We start from the raw sequence: 19534 nt of genomic DNA on the forward strand, positions 1-19534 counted from the left end.
CCTCAGCGGTCATCCCCGCATCGGCGGTCCCGCACCGGCAATCCCGCACCGGTCATCGCCGCACCGATCATCGCCGCACCGGCAATCCCGGCGTCAGCTGCTCGCGGCTCCCGTCAGCTGCTCGCCGCGCCGTCAGCGGTTCGCCGCGCCGTCAGCTGTTCGCGGCTCCCGTCAGCGGTTCGCCGCGCCGTCAGCTGCTCGCCGCCCAGGCACAGCCCCACGGGGAGAGGCCGGACTTGGCGTAATAGGTGTTGGCCACGGCGATCTGCTGCGCCTTGCTCGCGAGGGAGGCATTCGGCGCATACTGGCCGCCGCCGTTGGCCATCCAGGACGAGACATCGAACTGGAGGCCGCCGTAGTAGCCGTTGCCGGTGTTCGCCGCCCAGTTGCCGCCCGACTCGCACTGGGCGATCTTGTCCCACATCGCCTCGTTCGCCACCGGCGGAGCCGCCGTGGAAGCAGACGATGGAGATGACGACGGCGAGGGCTGGGGGTCAGGCTGCTTCGTCCCGACGAGGATCTCCTGGGCGATCGGCTGGACTGTCACGTTCTGCGAGAGGAGCGTTCGGCTTGCTTCATGGCCGTCGACCGCGAGCACCTGGTAGTTCTTCACGAGCGTGCCGGGAACGCCCTGCTGAACGACCTTGGTCTGACCCACGGGGAGGTCCGCGCTGTCGGTCCGGTCGGTGCTGAAGGGGATGGGCTCCGTGACCGTGTCCGCCTTGCCTGCGTCGACGCGCGTCACCTTGAGCACGAGGCCATTCACGACAGGGGTGTTGCCGGGCAGGGAGACCGTGTCGTTCGGGGCGAGCGTGAGTCCGAGTTCGGAGAGGAGGGCTCCCACTGTCGCTGCCGCCGTCGTCCGAGTCACGGCCTGGCCATCGACAAGGACGGTGACGTCCTTCGGGGTTGAGATCGCCACGACGCTCCCCTGTGGCGCGAGCTCGGTGGAGCCCGCCAACGATACGACGCTGTTCGAGGCCACTCCGAGCTGGCGGACGAGCGCATCAACGGTTGGCACGGTTGTCTCGACCGTGCGTTGCGCACCGTCGAGCCGGACTGTGACCTCCTTGGAGCGGTTGACGGTGATCACCGCACCGCTCTGCACTGAGTCGGAGAGGGCGGGCTGGACGACATCGGCCGGGTTGATCCCCACGTCGGCGCCTCGGACCACTTGATCAACGGTCCCGGCGAACGTCTGGATGGTGCTGGCCTTGCCGTCCACTGTGAGCGTGACGGTCTTCGCATTTGCGACGAACGCGGTCGTGCCGAGCACGAGCGCACCGACGACTGCGACCTGGCCGGCGATCCGAAACGGCTTCGCCGTGGCGCTCTCGGCGGAGTATCTACTCACATGGGCCCTAACCTCACAGGATCCGGGCACGGGTGCAGCGGACGCGGGCACAGGGGTGACCGGACCCCGTGACTGCAGCTGCTCGCGCAACTGCACGGGGCTCTACTCGTCCGCGGGCCTTCCCCGACCCCGGCTACTGACAACCGAGCGTAACCGAAGCGTTACCAACGAGCAAGGAAAGATTACATTTCAGCCACACCAGATGAGAGCGAAGTCCCAGAGAAGTTGGACTGCCTTTTGATGAATGGGTGGCCGCCTTCGTGAAATCCAGTGGCGTTTCAGTCCCAGCTGCCGTAGGCCTCTACGGTGTTCTCGCCGAGCCTCGTGCAGAGCGCTTCCAAGTCTGTTGAGAGCACCTCGGCCATCCCCCGAACCGTGTACGGGACCATGTAGCTCGCGTTCGGCCGCCCTCGGAACGGGTGTGGGGTGAGGAACGGCGAGTCCGTCTCGACAAGGATGCGCGAGGGCTCGGCAACGGCGAGGGCACGGCGAAGGTTCTCGGCGTTCTTGAAGGTAAGGGTGCCGGCGAACGAGAGGAACCAGCCGTGCTCGTTGCACGTCCTCGCCAGGTCCTCGTCTCCTGAGAAGCAGTGGAAGACGACCTTCTCAGGAGCCCCTTCCTCACCGAGGATGCGGACGACGTCGTCGTGCGCCTCCCGATCATGGATCTGGAGGGTGAGGCCCAAGCGCTTCGCGATGTCGATGTGGCGGCGGAACGACTCGTGCTGGACCTTGAGTGCCTCCCCGTGGGTGCGGAAGTAGTCGAGCCCCGTCTCTCCGATCGCGCGCACCCGAGGGTGGGCGGCGAGTTCCTCGATCTCGGCGAGCGCCGTCTCGAATTCCCCCCGCTCCGCATAACGTGGCGCGTCGTTCGGATGGAGCGCGACGGCCCCGAGGAGGCGGGAGTCGGCGTCGAGCGCCTCGACAGTGAACCGCGACGAGGGAAGGTCACACCCAACCTGGACTGCGCGATGCACGCCTACCGCCTCCGCGGCGTCGAGCGCCTCCCGCACACCCACCTCGACGAGGCCGTCCCGGAAGTTCAGATGAGTGTGGTTGTCGATCACCGGGACCGGAAGCGGCTCGGGCGCAGGCGGATACTCCAGTCGGCGCTTCCGGCCAGTCTCGTCGTGAGCCGAGCGCACCTCGCTGCCATTACCGCGTGGGCCGCCGCTTGACCCGTCGCTCTCGGGCGTCTCTTCCGAGTCCTTCAAGCGGTAGGGAGCGGGCGGAAGGGATGCACACATGGTTCCCACTCTAGGCGGGAACGACGTCGCCTCCGGCCGGGCGTCCTGCCGGTTACCGCTGGTACTAGAACGACGGCGGGGCGTCAGGCTCTGGGCATGGCGTCCCCTCGGGCGGATCCTCCCGTCACCGGATTCTTCCGTCACCGGGTTCTTCCGTCACCGGATTCTTCCGTCACTACTGGGACTAGACGGTATGCAGTGACCGCCCTTGCGTGGGTGGTTGCGGGCCGGGGCCTCGCTCACGCAGATTCGTGGGTTACCGAGCAGAGTCCCCTGCTCGGCCTATCCGACATGCGTGGGAGGCCCCGAATCTTCTATGTCGCGTCAAGCTGCTGCGAGTGCGTCGCGGTGGAGTGCGTTGAGGGTGCGGTAGAGGTGGCGGGCGAGGTATCTCTTGAGGCAGCGACGGATCTCGCGTGTGGTTCTGCCTTCGGCTGTGCGTCGTTCGGCGTAGGCACGGCTGTCGGGATCGTGGACCATTCGGGTGATGGTGGCCATGTGCAGGGCCCGGTTGAGGCGTCTGTCGCCTCCTCGGTTGAGCCGGTATCGGACGATGTTCCCGGAAGAAGCCGGGACGGGGCTGACCCCGGCAAGAGTGGCGAAAGCGGCCTCGGAGCGGACCCTCCCGAGGTGTGACCAGGCGGTGTAGACCACGGCGGCGGTGACCGGTCCTATGCCGGTCATCTCCAGCAGGGGCGCGGCGGGGCTAGCCTTGACGAGCTCGGATGTGCAGTGCTGGTTGTCCGCGAGCTCCTCGTCCAGAACGCGGATTCGTTTGGCAAGGCGGACCGCCTCCGTCCGGGCGGTGGCAGCCGCGACGCCCTCTTCCCGTGCCCGCCATCGCGCCATCTCCGTGACCTGGGTGGCTGAGAGGGGCCGGCGGGCGTCGATCCCGAGGTCGACGGTCCGGGCCAGGGCAGTGAGTGCGTTGACCTTGGCCGTGCGCTCGAGCGTCATCTGCTCCCTTGCCGCGATGAGCACTCGCAGGGCAGCGCGCACGCCCTCATCCTGGCGTGGGATACGCAGGCGGGTGCCCTCGAGCGGGAGGGCTGCGGCCGCGATCGCGGCCGCGTCCAGCGGATCGGATTTCCCTGTGGTGGTTCGTGAGCGAACGTAGCCCCTGGGGGCTTCCACAGCCTCGAAGCCGGCCTTCACGACTGCCGCTGCGAGCTGGGCTCCATAGCTGCCGATTCCCTCGATGACCCAGAGTGCGTCTGCGTCTCCTCCCGTGCGGCGGGCCGCCCAGTCGAGGGCCCTCCGCATGCCCGCCGCGGTGGCCGGGAATTGCTGGCAGCCGAGCTGTTCACCGGTCGCCGCGCGGACCATGGCAAGGGTGTGGGTGCGGGCGTGGGTGTCCACGCCGATGACGAACGGGCGCGTCTGTGCGACAGTAGTCTTCGCGGCCACGGGGTTCCTTCCTCGAGTAGGGGCAGATGCTTCTGGCCGCGGCGCGGCCGGCGTCGGCCCGGGTGAAGGTCACTCCGAGGCATTCCTGTGATGGGCCACGGCCCCGCAGGGGTCGGGCAGTCTTCTGATCAAGCCATCGGTGTGGGCCGGGCGGGCGCCGGGCACCAACCCCATGGCTGGACAATTCGGGGCGAAGGCCCATGAAGGGGCCAGTGTTCATTCGAGTCACAGCCGAGGAGAAGGCGTCCAGCACCTACCCTGCCAGCCGGTCCCGGACCAGCCGCTCCAAGACTCACAGGTGTTCATTGAGCGTACGAGTGTTGGGCTGGATGTGCACGCCCACTCGATCGCGGCGGCAGCGATCGACGGCGACACAGGCGAGCTGGTCCAGGCCAGAATGGCCCCGTCTTTCGAGGTTGTGAAGTCATGGCTGGGAGGGCTTTCCGGCCCGGTCGCCGTGGTCTACGAAGCCGGCCCAACGGGGTTCGGACTTGCGAGGGCCTTGACCTCACAGGGAGTCAGGTGCGTGGTCGCCGCACCGTCGAAGCTCCAGCGGCCATCGGGAGACCGGGTCAAGACCGATGCAAGGGACGCGGTGCACCTGGCGCGGCTGCTGCGCTTAGACGAGGTAACTGCGGTCGCGGTCCCGACCGTAGGCCAGGAGTCGGCGCGCGATCTGGTCCGGGCCAGGGAGGACTGCCGAGGCGATCTGATGCGTGCCAGGCACCGGCTTTCCAAGCTCCTCCTGCGCCACGGGATCGTCTACGAGGGTGGGGACGCCTGGACAGGAAAGCACGACGTCTGGCTGCGCCGCGAGGCTCTCGCGCTGCTGGAGTCGAGGGCGACACGGGCGGCCTTCGACTCCGACTATGAGGCCGTCCTGTCGGTCAAGGCACGCAGGGACCGCCTTGATGCGGCGATCGAGGAGCTGGCGGCCGATTCGGAGTTCACCCCCATCGTGCGGCGCCTGGGGTGCCTACGTGGTGTCAGCACCCTGACCGGGTTCGCCCTTGCGGTGGAGATCGGCGACTGGGGGAGGTTCACCGGGGCCACGATCGGCTCCTTCGTCGGGCTCGTCCCCTCCGAGCACTCCTCGGGCGGCTCCCGCGCCCAAGGCCCGGTCACCAAAGCCGGCAACTCCCACGCCCGCAGGCTGCTTGTCGAGGCAGCCTGGCACCACCGCGCCCACTACAGCATCGGAAAGAGGATGCAGGATCGCTGGGACCTCGCCCCCGCAGCCGCCAGGGCCCGGGGCGATGCGGGCAATCGGCGCCTGCACGCCCGCTGGGTCAAGTTCCTCAAGCGCAGCAAGCGGCCCACCGTCGCCAACGCCGCAATAGCACGCGAGCTGGCAGGCTGGTGCTGGTCCCTAGCCGTCATGGACGACTGAGCTTCGCAGACCGCTTCGCCGAGGATGGGGAATGACGGCAGCGCGTGGAGCTACCCGCGTCCGTTCTATGAGCAGGCCTCCCGGGCCGACGCTCGACTTCTAGACCCGCGGAACAGCTCCAGCCGAACCACCGCCCTGCGGTAGCCAACCCGCGCATATCAGTCTGACCGCGCGTCGCCGAACGACACGCTCGCCACCCCCCACCTAGCGAAGCACAGAGGTGCCGCCGGGGACCTCCTTCCCGACGGCACCTCACCATGCCCACTTGACAGAACACCGCTCAATATCAGAACGGCGGCGGGGCGTCAGGCTCTGGATACGTGACGTATCGACGGCCCGTCGGCGAAGTCCACTCAAGAATTCCGCCCGGCGGCGCATCAACAGTTGCGGGTGATGAGGCCTCGGCTTCGTATTGTTTCTCCGGGTCGTCTTGTTTCTCCGGGTCGTCTCGTTTCTCCGGGTCGTCTTGCGTCTCCGGCCTCACCTGCCGCAGTTTCCACACACCCAAGCTCTTGAGCCTATGGTGCTCACGACAGAGAAGGGCCAGGTTTGCGACCTCCGTGGTGCCGCCGTCCTGCCATTCCTCTGTATGGTCTGCTTCAGTGGCGGGCGCTGGTTTGTCGCAGCCTGGGAAGCGGCACGTCCGATCTCTGGCCCCGAGGAATCGTCGTATAGCGAGCGAGGGCGTGTACCTCCTCCTGCCGAGCACCAAAGGGGCCCCCGACTCGGGATCAACGAACATGGTCGTCCAAGTGGAGGCCTCGGCTGCCAGCTGTCGCGCGGCGGGGGCGTCGATGGGCCCATAGCCAAGGATTTCGCCGGGCGTTTCCGCCTCTCCAGAAAGGCTTCGTGCTGGCACCGTGACGACCACCTCCATCCTCACTCCACCACCGACAACCGGACGCCCTGCCACCACCGAACGGCAATCACTGGCGTCGGCGTCGAGCTCGCCAATAGTTTTCGCGCGGGGCTGGGGAGGCGCTGTGGCGTTTGTACAGGCGGCGTTTGTACAGGCGGCGTTTGTACAGGCGGCGTTTGCAGAGGCGGCGTTTGCAGAGGCGGAGGGCACGGGGGCATGAGCAGAAGCGGACGCGGAAGAACCTGACGTTGCGGAGAAAGACCCGGGGAAATACTCAGGAAGCGGCGCGGAGTTCGGCGCAGAGACTGAAGGGTCGAGTAGCAGATCTCGAAAGACGTCCGCCCTGAGTTGGCCGATTCCGCGCGACTCTCCCGGCTGCTGCAAGGATCTGGCGAGAGCCTCGAGGCGCGTGTCGATCGCTGCCCCGACCTCGACCGGAAGGTGGGCGGTGATCCAGCACATCCCGTCCTTCGAGGGCTCGACCTCGACTTTTCGGAACGCCGCCGCTCTCTCCTTTCGCGCCGCCAGAGGCTCGTCGTGGTAGTCCTCCGCGAGTCGCCGGAGACGACGTGAGAGGGCTGCGGGGCTGGGAGCATGGTCAGGGTTATCAGGGCAGGCAAGACTCACTGCAGCAGCGCAGAACTCGGCGTCTTTGCCGGGTGGCAGCACGCAAGCGTACTCCATTACCGAGCGCGCCCGGCGACGATCAAGTCTTCCCTCCTGCATCGCGTCCAGCACAGGGGCGAGCCCGGGGTCTGTCAGCGCCAACGCCTCCTCAACCAAGACCCGGCCCGTGCGCTGCGAGACGTTCATCGCAGCCGCGATCTCTGCAGCCGTGATCGACGCTGCTTCGCTTGCTTCAACCGCACCCATGGCCACGCGCCGCATCTCGCTGTGCAGAGCGGCGACGGCCTTCAGGCGTAACGCGTGCATCCGCGCCTCCACGAACTCCAGTCCCCGAACGGTCGTCACCAAGGAGTCCACGAAGACGGCACGCGCCTCGTGCTCGATAGCGGCCGGAGTCATCGCGGCCCGAGCGTCGTCGGAAGGCTCTGCGTCCCGGGATGGCTCTGTATCACTGGATGGTTCTGGGCCGCGGGATGGCTCTAGGCCATCAATCAGCCCTGCACGGTCGGTCTGACCCGCCCCCTCAGCCAGCCCCGCGCCGTCGTCCGCCCCCTGATCCACGCCCGCGCCGTCGTCGGTCTCGTGGCCCTCGCTACGCGGGTCCCCCATGTGTTCCACCGCGTCTTCCCCCATATGGTCCCCGGACATGTGGTCCCCCGGGTCCTCCGCCTTGTTCTCCCCCATGAACAAACCCTCTCACCCACCTCCGACAAAATAAGCGAATCGCCCAATCGCCCAAGGAGACCCCACCGGACCCCCCGCCCCGGCTCCACTGGGAGCGTCAACCAGACCGCACGCTCCGAGATCCCACTCCCAGGCACCCATGAACCGACCGTCCCACCGCTCCGAACAAGGATTGCGTCACAGCGGGGTCACTAAATAGGGCAGGGTCGAAGGCTCGGGTTGCGGGTAACGTGGACAGAACACAAGTGTGACGGACGTCTCGTCAGTGGTCACACTCCCACCCGGCCCAGGGGGAATGCATGGACGTGCACCACGCGGCAGCGACGGCCCTCACGCCGCGGAGAGCGGCACCTCCGGCAGCGCCCATGCCGCCCCTGCGCTTCCGCGAACTGTGTGAGACCATCCTCGCCGAGGTCGACAGGGTCATCGACGGGAAGGCAGAAGCTTCGCGCGTCGCACTGACGGTGCTGCTCGCCCAGGGCCATCTGCTCGTCGAGGACGTCCCCGGAGTCGGCAAGACGATGCTAGCCAAGACGCTCGCGCGGACGATCGACTGTTCCGTCAGCCGCATCCAGTTCACGCCGGACCTCCTGCCGAGCGACGTCACGGGCGTCTCGATCTACAACCAGGCGACGCGCCAGTTCGAGTTCCGCCCGGGCGCCGTCTTCGCGAACATCGTGATCGGCGACGAGATCAACCGGGCATCCGCGAAGACCCAGTCCGCCCTCCTCGAATGCATGGAGGAGCACCAGGTCACGGTCGACGGAACGTCCTACGGGCTGAGCGAGCCGTTCATGGTCATCGCAACCCAGAACCCCATCGAGATGGAGGGGACGTACCCGCTCCCGGAGGCTCAGCGCGACCGGTTCATGGCACGGATCTCCATGGGCTACCCGGACGAGGCCGCCGAGATCGAGATGCTGGAGAGCCACCAGTCCGAATCCCCGCTGTTCTCGATCGAACCGGTCGCCGAGGCCTCCGACGTCGCGTCCATGATCGAGTCGGTCAAGGCCGTGTACGTCTCCGACCCCGTCAAGCAATTCACGGTAGCGCTCGGCCGCGCCACCCGCACGAGCGAGAGGGTCCGGCTCGGGGCGAGCCCACGTGCCGTCCTTCAGCTTCTGCGCGCCGCGAAGGCGCGTGCGGCGCTAGACGGCCGCGACTTCGTGTTGCCAGACGACGTCGCGGCCATGGCTCCGGCCGTGCTGGTCCACCGGCTCATCCTGGACCGCCGGGCCGCCGCCGCTGGGCTCACGGTCGCAGGCGTTCTGGATGCCCTCGTCGCGACGGTGCCGCTTCCGTCCGACGGCGCCGCTCGCCTTCGCCGGCAGGCCTGACCTGCCATGGCCGCGCCGCGAGTACCGTGGCAGGGTCGCCTGACGAGCGTGGGCTGGGGATTCGTCGTCGCCGGAGCGGTCGTGCTCATCGCGGCACAAGCCATGGGGCGACGCGACCTCCTCCATCTCGCGGCGTTCCTCCTGCTCCTCCCGGCCACCGCGTGGATCTCAACTCGCCTGTTCCGCCCTGGCCTGACGATCGAGCGCTCCACCGAGCCGCCTGTCGTCGAGACGGGGCAGCTCGCCGAGGTTCACTTGGCGATCCGTCACGCCGGTGTCCTCGTGGGCCGGATGTCCATGGCGGAGCAGCTCCCTTCTGCCCTCGGGACGGGCCCCGACTTCGCGTACCCGGGCCGCACCGTCGGATCCGACGGCGTGAGCCGTTACCGCTACCAGCTCTCGTGCCCCCACCGCGGGCTCTTCCTGCTCGGCCCCGTCGAGGCCCACTCGACCGACGTCTTCGGCGTGACCGAGCAGCGCACGAGGATCGACGACGGGTCCATCCTCACCGTCACGCCCGCGCCGATCCCGCTCGCGGCCTCCGTTCTTTCGGGGCTTCGCGGCATCGAGGGTGTCATTGCAACCCGGATGCAGGCGAACCCGTCCGAGGACGACGTCATGACCCGCGAGTATCGCCACGGGGATCCGATGCGCCGCGTCCACTGGGCCGCCACGGCGCGCCATGGCGACCTCATGGTCCGCCAGGAGGAGTCGGCCACGTCGCCTGAGGCGACCCTCATCCTCGACCTTCGGCGCGACGCGTTCCCCGTTGCGTCGGGGCGCGCTGTTCCCGCGGACGAGTGGGCCCCCGGCCCTCCCGAGTTCGAGTGGGCCGTCACGGCGGCAATGTCGATCGCCGCCCATCTCGCCGACCTCGACTACTCGCTCCGCCTCCTCGATGCGGACGGGAGTCTCGCACTCTCGCACTCGCCGTCGTCGTCCGAACCCGACGCCCCCGACTATTCCGGCCGTACGGGCCTCGCCTCGGTAGCCGAGGGCCTCGCGGCGATCCTTCCCCGAGGCCGTGAGAACGGCAGCGCAGCCCCGCGCGCAGGGGAAGGCTTCGGCGACCTGCTCCTCGATCGCCTCGAGGCGCACGGCCAGCGCGGCCCGATCGTCGCCGTCCTCGGGCGCACAACGGCCGACGACGCGCGCGTCCTCGCGCCCGCCGGTTCCGCGTCCGAGCGCGCACTCGCACTCGTCGTCGCCGATCGCCCCGGCGCATGCCGAGGGGCCGTCGAGGCCCTGCGTGCGGCAGGCTGGTTCGCGGTCGAGGCGACTCCGTCAACCCGAATCGACGCCGCTTGGCTCGCCCTCACAGGGGAGGTCCTCCCATGGTGACGAGTGCTCCAGCGCCGCCCACATCCGCCGCCCCCGCGGGTCCCCCGGGGCGACCTCGCCACTGGGGCCCCTCCGACTGGCGCCTCCTCGCCTGGCGGCCGGCCGCCGTCGGCCTTCTGCTCGCGGTGTCGGTGGCGGGCGCCGCCATTTCGTACGACGGCGTGCTCCGGGGCTGGGCGTGGCTGTATCCGATCGTCGTGGTCGTCTTTGCCACGGGAGTCGCTATCGCGGTCGCCCGGCTGCTGCGCGCGCCGCACGTCGTGCCCTCTATTGTGGGGCTTGTCGTGTGGGCGCTCACGATGTGCTTCATGTTCCTGCGCGACACCACCCTGCTCGGGTTCATCCCCACAGCCCAAACCCTGGAAGGCGCTCGCGAGGCCCTCGACGAGGCGTGGAACACCATCTCTTTCGAAGCGGTCCCCGCGTCCCCGAACGTCGGCATCGTCGCCTTGCTCGCTGGGGCCCTCGGCCTCACCGCCCTCATCGGCGAGGCGATCGGAGTCTCGTGCCGGATGCCGGCCATCGCCGGCGTCGCGCCACTCTCAGTGCTCACCGTGCCGGCCCTCCTCAAGTCGGACGGCCCTGGGGGCTGGGGCTTCGCGGTCGGTGGCGCCGCTTACCTTGCAGCGCTCGCCCTCGCACGCGCGGAGGTGGTCTCCAGCGAGTGGGGCTCAGGACCCAGCTCCCGGCCGCCTCGGGCCGCCGGAGCCGCGGTCTCGCCGTCGCGCGTCATCACGCTCGTGGCCGCCGTCGTCGTCGGCGCCCTCGTCCTGCCTGCCCTCATCCCGGGCTTCGACAGCGGCTCGTTCCCGGAGGGTTCCAGGCTGAAGTACTTCGGACAGAACGTGGGGCTCAATCCGTTCATCAGCCTCGGAAACGACCTCCGAAGTGCTCAGGGGGTCGGGATCATCCGCTACGCGACGGACTCGACCCAGCCCGTCTACCTCCAGACCACCACCGTCGACTCGTTCGAAGGGAGCACTTGGGGGCCGGACAACCGGGACGACGCACGGCAATACGATCTCAGCGCCATCAGCACGGAGACGGCCCAGACCGCACCGCTCGTCACGACGACCACCGTCATCTCGACCGGCAACTTCACGAGCCCCTATCTCCCCGTCCCCTACGCGCCGGTCTCGATCACCGGAGTGCAGGGGCGCATGGGATGGGATCCACTCAGCCTCAGCATCAAGGGCGACCCGGGCGCTAGCCTCGGCCAGAACTACGTCGTGCGCTCCGTGGCTCCCAACCTCACCCCTGCAGAACTCGCAGCCGTCAGTACCGCGCCCCGCGGGATCGGGCTCGAGACGTCCGCCGTCCCCAGCAACGTCCCCGGCCTCGTGCGGACGACGGCGGAAACGATCACCAAGGGTGCGACGACCCCCTACGCGAAGGCGCTCGCCATCCAGGCCTACCTGCGCACCTTCACCTACTCCGAACAGGCGCCGGTGCAGCAGGGGTACGACGGCACCGGCATGGACGTCCTCGAGAAGTTCCTCGAGAAGAAGTCGGGCTACTGCATCCACTTCGCCGCCGCCATGGCCGTGATGGCGCGCCTGGTTGGAATTCCGAGCCGCATCGCCGTGGGCTTTGCGCCCGGGCACCCCACGGGGGCAAGCGTAGCGGTCGCTGGGCTCGGCTCGCTGCCCGAGTACCAGGTGGACGCCCGCGACGCGCACGCGTGGCCCCAGCTCTACTTCCAAGGCCTCGGTTGGGTGCCGTTCGAGCCCACACCGTCCCGCGGCGCCGTCCCCTCGTACGCGCAGACGGACACGCCAGCCGGGACCAGCACGAACCTCGACAACCCCAACGATGCCGTCCGGCCCGCACCCGCTCCCAAGGCGGCAACACCCACGCCGACGGCTACCCCCTCACACGCGACAGGCCGGCCCTCGGCCGCAGCCACCGGAACCGAGATCGCCGGGCTCGCGCTCGGAGCGGCACTCCTCGCGGGGCTCCTCATCCTCCCGGCAGCCATCCGGGCTACCCAGCGACGGAAGCGCCTGGCCCGTGGCGTCGAGGGTATCTGGGAGGAACTCGAGGCCCTCGGGCTGGACCATGGCCTCCCCGCCGATCCTGCCGACACGCCGCGCACCTATGCTAGGAGGCTCGAGCGATGGGAGGCCGACGACGGCGGCTCTCCCGGGCACAGTGTCCCGCAGCCGAGCAGTGTCCCAGAGCCGAGCGGTGTCCCGGAGAGCAGTGTCCAGGCGGCCAGTGTCCAGGCGGGCAGTGTCCAGGCGGGCAGTGTCCAGGCGGCCAGTGTCCAGGCGGGCAGTGTCCAGGCGGGCAGTGTCCAGGCGGGCAGTGTCCAGGCGGGCAGTGTCCAGGCGGGCAGTGTCCAGGCGGGCAGTGTCCAGGCGGGCAGTGTCCAGGCGGGCAGTGTCCAGGCGGGCAGTGTCCAGGCGGGTAGTTCCCAAGCCAGCACTCCCCTCAGGGGCGCGCTCGCGACCCTTACGCGGGAGTACGAGCGCCATGAGTACGGTCGGCCGGGCTACAAGCCGGACGACGCCGCGGCACGAGAGGCGCTCGCAACGGTCGCTCGCGCTGGGCGGGCGAGCCGCTCCCCGCTCGCCCGCGCCCGCATAGCCGCCCTCCCGCCGTCGGCCTTCGCCCGGACAAGCCACCGGACCCGACGAGCGCTGCAGACCCGACGATTGCTGCAGCGGTCGGTCGAAGGGGCAGCGCGAGCAGCCCGGGGCGGACTCGCGAAGCTTCTCAAGCGTCGGTAGGCATGTTGTTGAGGGCTCCGGGTGTTGAGGGCTCCGGGTGTTGAGGGTTCCAGACGTCGAGGACCCAGACGTCGACGGCCCTTAACGGCATAACCGTCCCCCAGAGGCATAACCGTCGGTTAGAAGCGACGGTTATGCCTGCGGGAGACGGTTATGTCGGAAGGAGACGGTTATGCCAGAAGGAGACGGTTATCTCAGCGGCTCGTCAGCCCGCGTACGGATCCGCGATGCTGTGCTCGTTTCTCCGCACCCTCCCGGACGCCAGCGGCTCGTCAGCCCGCGTACGGGGCGGCGATGCTGTGCTCGTTTCTCCGCACCCTCCCAGACGCCAGCGGCTCGTCAGCCCGCGTACGGATCCGCGATGCCGATGTACTGCGTCGTCGTGTACTCCGCGATGCCCTCGGCGCCGCCCTCGCGGCCCAAGCCGGACTGCTTGACGCCGCCGAACGGGGCGGCGGCGTTGGAGATGACGCCCGCGTTGAAGCCGACCATGCCGTACTCGATCTGCTCCGCGACCCGGAACATGCGCGCGTAGTCGCGAGTGTAGAGGTACGAGGCGAGACCGTACTCGGTCGCGTTCGCGAGGCGGATGGCATCCTCCTCGGTCTTGAACGTCGTGATCGGGGCGACCGGGCCGAAGATCTCGTTCTTGAGGATGTCGGCGTCGTTCGGGACGTCGGCGAGGACGGTGGGGGCGTAGAAGTAGCCGTCACCCTCGATGGGTGCGCCACCGGTCGCGACGCGGGCGCCGGACTGGACCGCCTCGGTCACGAGCGCGTGGACGTCCTTGCGGGCCCCGCCGTCGATGAGCGGGCCGACCTTGGAATCCGACTCCGTGCCGCGGCCCGGCTTGAGAGCGGCCATCGCCTCGGAGAACTTGCGCGTGAACTCCTCCGCGACCGATTCCTGCACGAGGAAGCGGTTCGCGGCCGTGCAGGCCTCGCCCATGTTGCGCATCTTGGCAGCCATCGCACCCTCGACCGCCTTGTCCAGATCAGCGTCCTCGAACACGATGAACGGGGCGTTTCCGCCGAGCTCCATCGACGTGCGCAGGACGTTCTGGGCGGCGTCCGCAATGAGGCGACGCCCCACCGGGGTCGAGCCCGTGAACGAGATCTTCCGCAGGCGGGAGTCCTTCAGGAGCGGGCCAGAAATACCGGAGGCGGACGACGACGAGACAACGTTGAGGACGCCCGCTGGCAGTCCCGCTTCCTGCATGACGGCGGCGAAGAGCTGGGTCGTGAGCGGCGTGAACTTCGCCGGCTTCACGACCATGGTGCAGCCCGCAGCGACAGCCGGGGCGATCTTGCGGGTCGCCATGGCGAGCGGGAAGTTCCACGGGGTGATCAGGAGGCAGGGGCCCACGGGCTTGCGCTGGACGAGGATCTTGTTCTTGCCCTCGGGAGTGGTGACGTAGCGGCCGTAATCGCGGACGGCCTCCTCGGAGAACCAGCGTAGGAACTCCGCGCCGTACGTGACCTCGCCACGCGACTCGGCGAGCGGCTTGCCCATCTCGAGCGTCATGAGGAGTGCGAAGTCATCGGCGCGCTCGGTCACGAGCTCGAACGCGCGGCGCAGGATCTCAGCGCGCTCACGGGGTGCTGTGCGAGCCCACGAGGCCTGGACGGCGTCGGCGGCGTCGAGGGCCGCAACGGCGTCCTCGCTCGTCGCGTCGGCGATTTCGAGCAGGGTCTTGCCCGTCGCAGGATCCTCGACGGCGAAAGTCTTGCCGCCCGTGGCGTCACGCCACTCGCCGTTGATGAGGAGGCCGGTAGGAACTTTCGCAAGGAGCTCGGCCTCGCGTTCGGAAGTAACAAGAGTGTCAGACATCTCGGCTCCTTTCGCCGTGCGGGACTCACCGTCGGGTCCCTGGGTTCATCTCAACGCTAGGCGCTGGCAGCCGTGAAAGTCTACGCATGACTGCACCACAACCAAGCGCTTCTCTTGTACGAAAGCACAAGAGAGAACCGCGGGATTCCGGGCTTTTCGTTGCGCCGTCACGTCCGCAGGGTTAGGACCCTGCGGACGTGACGGCGCAACGGGAGGGGCCAGCGCAACGGGAGGGTTCAGCGGGAGGCCATCGCGTCGGGAGGGTTCACCGATTGGCGAGCACAGCGGCGTAGAGCTCGCGCTTGCTCGCGCGCGCGTCGGCTGCGACGGCCGCCACCGCGTCCTTGAGGCGGGCGCCGTCGGCAACAAGTCGGTTCACCGCTTCCACGAGTTCCTCGGGGCTCGCCGGCTCGGTTTCGGGCGCCCCGCCGACGACGACGGCGATCTCACCCCGCACCTCCTCAGCCTCGGCCCAGGCAGCCAGCTCCCCTGCCGTTCCGCGCAGGACCTCCTCGTACGTCTTCGTCAGCTCCCGGCACACGGCCATGGGCCGGTCGCCGCCGAACGCGTCCGCAACAGCCCGGAGCATGACTGGGAGGCGGTGCGGAGCCTCGAAGAACACCATGGTCCTGCGCTCGCCGCGCAGGTCTAGAAGGCGCGCAGCCCGCTCCCCCGTCTTCCGCGGCAGGAACCCCTCGAAGCAGAAGCGGTCGGTAGGGAGCCCGGAGAGCGCAAGCGCCGTGAGCACCGCCGACGGTCCGGGCACCGCGGTGACCGTGAGCCCCTCCGCGACCGCAGCCTCGACGAGCCGATACCCGGGGTCGGACACGCTCGGCATCCCAGCGTCCGTCACGAGCAAGACGGTCCGGCCCGCCCTCACCTCGTCGAGGAGCTCCGGGGTCTTCGACGCCTCGTTGTGCTCGTGATAGCTCAGCACCCGGCCCTCGGGCTGCACGCCGAGGCCCTGGACGAGGCGGTGGAGCCTACGCGTGTCCTCCGCGGCGATGACGTCCGCCTCGCCGAGGAGCTCGACCAGCCGACGGCTCGCGTCGCCGAGATTGCCGATCGGGGTCGCCGCGAGGACCACACGACCGCGGCCCGGCTCTGATTCACGCACCCGCTCAGACTACGCCGGTAGCATGGGCCGGGATGAGCGCCGCCACCGACACCCGCGAGCCGCAGCTCGGCTGGAACACCCGCCGCCGGTGGGTCGCCCCGAGGCCCCCCGCTGCCCAGACTGCCGCGGAGCTGCGTCACCGTCTCCTTGGCCCGCTCGACCGCTGGCGCGACTGGCCGCGCCTCGAGCGCACGCTCTACTGGGCGATCCCGCTCGCGTGCGCGATCTTGGCCGGTGCCCTCCGCTTCGTGAATCTGGGCACCCCGCATTCCCTCATCTTCGACGAGACCTACTACGTCAAGGATGCCTACTCCTACCTCCACTTCGGCTACGAGAAGAACTGGAGCGACAACGCCAACTCCCTGTTCGTGACGGGGAACTTCAGCGGCATGCAGTCCTCGCCCGAATACGTGGTCCATCCGCCCTTGGGCAAGTGGATGATCGCGCTCGGCATGTGGCTCTTCGGCCCCTCGAGCTCGTTCGGCTGGCGCTTCTCCTCGGCCCTGTTCGGCACGCTCTCAGTCGCACTTGTCGCCTGGGCCGCGTACAAGCTGTTCCGCTCGGCGGTCCTCGCCGGCACGGCTGGCCTCCTTCTCGCCGTCGACGGCCACCACATCACGATGTCGCGCATCGGCATCCTCGACATCTTCCTCTCGTTCTGGCTGCTCGCCGCCTTCTGTGCTCTCCTTAAGGATCGCGAGGACGGACGACGGCGGCTGGCGAGCAGACTCGCGGCGTCGGCGCTGCCGAACGGGCGGATTCCCGCGACGGCGCTCGCGGCTGGGCCTTGGCTCGGGGTGCGCTGGTGGCGCATCGTGGCCGGGGTTTGCATCGGCTGCGCCATCGGGGTCAAGTGGTCGGCGCTCGCGTTTGTCCTCGCGTTCGGCCTCCTCACCGTTCTGTGGGATGCAAGCGCCCGCCGCACGGCGGGAATCCGCGCGTGGCTGCCGGCCGCCGTCGTCCGCGACGCCCCGCTCGCCTTCGTGAGCATTGTGATCGTCGGAGGTGCCGTCTATCTCTCGACGTGGACCGGTTGGTTCCTCTCGTCGGATGCCTATTTCCGTCACTGGGCTGAGGCCAATCCCGACCCCACGTGGTCGTGGGTGCCCGCTTCGCTGCGCTCGCTCGCGCACTATCACCTCGAGGCCTACACCTTCCACACAACCCTCACGGAAACCCACCCCTACGCAGCCAGCCCGTGGAGCTGGCTCGTCCAAGGCCGTCCGACGTCGTTCTACTACGTCGAGCCCAGCGGCTGCGGAGCGGACCGCTGCAGCTCGGCCGTCCTCTCCGTCGGCAACCCCCTCATCTGGTGGGCCGGCACCGTAGCCCTTGCGATCGGCGTCCTCCTCTGGGTCGGCCGTCGGGACTGGCGCGTGGGCGGGGCGCTGTGCGGTGTCGCCGCAGGCTACCTGCCGTGGTTCATGTATCCGGAACGCACGATGTTCACGTTCTACGCGGTCTCGTTCGAGCCATTCTTCATCCTCGTCCTCGCGTACGTGCTCGGGCATATCCTGGGCAGGCCGACAGACCCGCCATGGCGACGACAGGCAGGCTTCCTGGGCCTCGGCGTCTACCTCGTCCTGGTCGTGATCGTCTCGGCCTACTTCATGCCCATCTGGACCGCGCAGACCATCACGTACCTCGATTGGCGGATGCACATGTGGATGCCGAGCTGGGTATGAGGCGGGCAGAATAGGCATGACCGAGGCGAACGGAAGGCAGGGCTCTGTGGACCATTCAACGAAGGATGCCGCAGGGCGCACCGAGATCACCGCTGCGCTGCTCGCGCCGGCGCGGGCGGAGAGTGCGAACGTCACCGACCTCCTCCTCGAGCGCGCTGCCGCGTCTCCCGAGCGCCCCGTCTTCGCGCTGCGCGACGGAACGTCGTGGCGCCACGTCACGGCGAGCGGGTTCCTCGAGGACGTCCGCTGGCTCGCGAAAGGACTCGTTGCGGGAGGCCTTGGTATCGGCGACCGCGTCGCGATCCTCGCTCCCAGCAGCTACGAGTGGACCCTCGCCGATTTCGCCGTGTGGTACGCGGGCGGAGTGAGCGTCCCCGTCTACGAGACCGATTCCCCCGCCCAGATCGAGTGGATTCTGCGGGACTCGGGAGCCCGCCGGATCTTCGCCGCCCCTGGGCTCGTGCCGATGGTGTCCGGGGTCATCGAGGGTTCGGCGGAGCTTGCCGAACGCTTCATCCAAGTGACGTCGCTCGCCATGGACGGTGACGGGGCAACGCTCAACAGCCTCGCCGGCCCGGGCCAAGGTGTGAGCGACGCTGAACTCGAACGGCACCGCGTTGCCTCGGGGCTTCGTGCTCCCGCCACCATCGTCTACACCTCCGGCACGACAGGCAGGCCGAAGGGCTGCATCATCACCCACGCGAACTTCGTGGACCTCGCCGACAACCTCATCCCCCACCTTCCCGTCCTGCTCGGGTCCCCCGACCCGCGAATGGTCACGTTCCTTCCGCTCGCCCACGTGCTCGCGCACGCCGTGCAGGTTGTATGCCTCGCGGCAGGTGTCACCGTCGCGTACAGCAGCCCGACAGATCTGCTCTCGACACTGCGCAGCTTCCGGCCGACGTTTCTGCTCGGCGTGCCGCGCATCTTCGAGAAGGTCTACGCCGCGGCGCGCGAGCAGGCAATCCGCTCTGGGAGGGCCGGCGTCTTCGCGCGTGCCGCGGCCGTGGCCCGGGAATACTCGGCGACACTCGACGACGCCGCCGCCGGCCGTGGCGATGGTCCTGGCCGCAGCCTCCGGCTCAAGCACGCCGTGTTCGACCGACTCGTCTACTCGCGCCTACGCTCTGTGTTCGGCGGCGCGCTCGAGACCACGGTGAGCGGGGGCGGGCCGCTGAACCCGCAGCTAGCCCATTTCTTCCGCGGCGTCGGGGTGCCGGTGCTCGAAGGGTACGGACTCACCGAGACGACTGGGCCATGCACGGTCAACACTGCGGACGCGGTGCGGGTCGGCACGGTGGGACGGCCCGTTCCTGGAACGTCCATCAAGATTGCCGACGACGGCGAGATCCTCGTGCGCGGGATCGGCGTCTTTGCGGGATATCAGGGGTTGACCGACGGCGAAGACAGCGAGCAGCCCGGCGTTCAGGCTCACGAGGGCTACTTCCCCACCGGTGACCTCGGTCGCCTTGACGACGACGGATTCCTCACCATCACCGGGCGCAAGAAGGACGTGCTCGTGACGGCCGGCGGCAAGAACGTAGCCCCCGAGCCGCTCGAGGAGGCCGTCCGCGAGAGCCCTCTCGTCGAGCATGTGATCGTGATCGGCGAGGGCCGGCCGTTCGTTGCAGCGCTCATCGTCCTCGACCGCGACGGACTCGTCTCATGGTGCCGCGAGCGCGGCCGGACCCTCGAGGCAGAGGCCGCCGCTGCCGACCCCGAGGTGCTCCACGAGCTGCAGGCCGCTATCGACGCCGCCAATGCCCGCGTCTCGCGGGCCGAGAGCATCCGCAAGTTCTCCGTCATCGGCATCGAGCCGAGCATCGAAGGAGGGAGCCTCACCCCCTCACTCAAGCTCAAGCGAGAGGTCATCCTCATCGAGTGCCGCGACGAGATCGAGGCCCTTTACAAGTAAGGACGTGCT

At 68.6% G+C, this 19534-nt stretch carries 12 protein-coding genes and 1 pseudogene; 7 read left to right on the forward strand and 6 right to left on the reverse strand.

Translation table 11 applies throughout. The annotated features are described in order from the left end of the window. Positions 1-190 precede the first annotated feature (190 nt). From L0M17_RS14130 to L0M17_RS14140, 3 genes are all read right to left on the reverse strand, one after another. Positions 191-1354, reverse strand: coding sequence for a resuscitation-promoting factor (locus L0M17_RS14130; RefSeq protein ID WP_241054707.1), 1164 nt, complete (start codon positions 1352-1354; stop codon positions 191-193). Between the two features lie 278 nt (positions 1355-1632). Next, positions 1633-2601 (reverse strand): TatD family hydrolase, encoded by a 969-nt coding sequence (locus L0M17_RS14135; RefSeq protein ID WP_241054708.1) that lies wholly within the window; start codon positions 2599-2601, stop codon positions 1633-1635. 324 nt (positions 2602-2925) lie between these two features. Next, complete coding sequence (locus L0M17_RS14140; protein WP_241050952.1) at positions 2926-4008, reverse strand: IS110 family RNA-guided transposase; 1083 nt, start codon at positions 4006-4008, stop codon at positions 2926-2928. A 298-nt stretch (positions 4009-4306) separates the two neighbouring features. Here L0M17_RS14140 and L0M17_RS14145 point away from each other — a divergent pair, with 298 nt between their 5' ends. After that, on the forward strand, positions 4307-5398 hold the full coding sequence (locus L0M17_RS14145; protein WP_241054709.1) for an IS110 family RNA-guided transposase: 1092 nt from the start codon (positions 4307-4309) through the stop codon (positions 5396-5398). Positions 5399-5684: 286 nt separating this feature from the next. Here L0M17_RS14145 and L0M17_RS14150 read toward each other — a convergent pair whose 3' ends face one another. Further along, positions 5685-7568 carry an HNH endonuclease signature motif containing protein gene (locus tag L0M17_RS14150; protein WP_241054710.1) on the reverse strand — a complete coding sequence of 628 codons (1884 nt, stop codon included), beginning with the start codon at positions 7566-7568 and terminating at the stop codon, positions 5685-5687. Between the two features lie 299 nt (positions 7569-7867). On the opposite strand from L0M17_RS14150, the gene L0M17_RS14155 reads away from it, so the two are divergent. From L0M17_RS14155 to L0M17_RS22945, 4 genes and pseudogenes are all read left to right on the forward strand, one after another. Next, a complete protein-coding gene (locus L0M17_RS14155) occupies positions 7868-8905 on the forward strand; it encodes an AAA family ATPase (protein WP_241054712.1) in 1038 nt (345 codons plus the stop codon). Positions 8906-8911: 6 nt separating this feature from the next. Next, positions 8912-10246, forward strand: a complete 1335-nt coding sequence (locus tag L0M17_RS14160; protein WP_241054714.1) for a DUF58 domain-containing protein — start codon at positions 8912-8914, stop codon at positions 10244-10246. Beyond that, positions 10240-11964, forward strand: a pseudogene (locus L0M17_RS22940) (transglutaminase TgpA family protein); the annotation flags it as partial. The gene L0M17_RS14160 and the pseudogene L0M17_RS22940, both read left to right, overlap by 7 nt. Before the next feature lie 379 nt (positions 11965-12343). Further along, positions 12344-12835, forward strand: a complete 492-nt coding sequence (locus L0M17_RS22945; RefSeq protein WP_372498069.1) for a histone H1-like repetitive region-containing protein — start codon at positions 12344-12346, stop codon at positions 12833-12835. A gap of 482 nt (positions 12836-13317) precedes the next feature. Here L0M17_RS22945 and L0M17_RS14170 read toward each other — a convergent pair whose 3' ends face one another. Beyond that, entirely contained in the window at positions 13318-14808 is a 1491-nt protein-coding gene (locus tag L0M17_RS14170) for an NAD-dependent succinate-semialdehyde dehydrogenase (protein ID WP_241054718.1), read from the reverse strand. Between the two features lie 265 nt (positions 14809-15073). Next, positions 15074-15925 carry a 16S rRNA (cytidine(1402)-2'-O)-methyltransferase gene (gene rsmI, locus L0M17_RS14175; RefSeq protein ID WP_241054719.1) on the reverse strand — a complete coding sequence of 284 codons (852 nt, stop codon included), beginning with the start codon at positions 15923-15925 and terminating at the stop codon, positions 15074-15076. Between the two features lie 32 nt (positions 15926-15957). On the opposite strand from rsmI, the gene L0M17_RS14180 reads away from it, so the two are divergent. Beyond that, positions 15958-17610 carry a dolichyl-phosphate-mannose--protein mannosyltransferase gene (locus L0M17_RS14180; RefSeq protein WP_241054720.1) on the forward strand — a complete coding sequence of 551 codons (1653 nt, stop codon included), beginning with the start codon at positions 15958-15960 and terminating at the stop codon, positions 17608-17610. Between the two features lie 46 nt (positions 17611-17656). Then, a complete protein-coding gene (locus tag L0M17_RS14185) occupies positions 17657-19525 on the forward strand; it encodes an AMP-dependent synthetase/ligase (protein ID WP_308196885.1) in 1869 nt (622 codons plus the stop codon). Positions 19526-19534 lie beyond the last annotated feature (9 nt).

Source organism: Sinomonas terrae, from assembly GCF_022539255.1.
GTDB lineage: Bacteria > Actinomycetota > Actinomycetes > Actinomycetales > Micrococcaceae > Sinomonas > Sinomonas terrae.

What these genes read in the sequence shown, in the direction of transcription:
- L0M17_RS14135 (WP_241054708.1), bottom strand. Translation starts at nt 2,601, where the DNA reads ATGTGTGCATCCCTTCCGCCCGCTCCCTACCGCTTGAAGGACTCGGAA.
- L0M17_RS14150 (WP_241054710.1), bottom strand. Translation starts at nt 7,568, where the DNA reads ATGGGGGAGAACAAGGCGGAGGACCCGGGGGACCACATGTCCGGGGAC.
- L0M17_RS14155 (WP_241054712.1), top strand. Translation starts at nt 7,868, where the DNA reads ATGGACGTGCACCACGCGGCAGCGACGGCCCTCACGCCGCGGAGAGCG.
- L0M17_RS14160 (WP_241054714.1), top strand. Translation starts at nt 8,912, where the DNA reads ATGGCCGCGCCGCGAGTACCGTGGCAGGGTCGCCTGACGAGCGTGGGC.
- L0M17_RS22945 (WP_372498069.1), top strand. Translation starts at nt 12,344, where the DNA reads ATGCTAGGAGGCTCGAGCGATGGGAGGCCGACGACGGCGGCTCTCCCG.
- L0M17_RS14170 (WP_241054718.1), bottom strand. Translation starts at nt 14,808, where the DNA reads ATGTCTGACACTCTTGTTACTTCCGAACGCGAGGCCGAGCTCCTTGCG.
- L0M17_RS14180 (WP_241054720.1), top strand. Translation starts at nt 15,958, where the DNA reads ATGAGCGCCGCCACCGACACCCGCGAGCCGCAGCTCGGCTGGAACACC.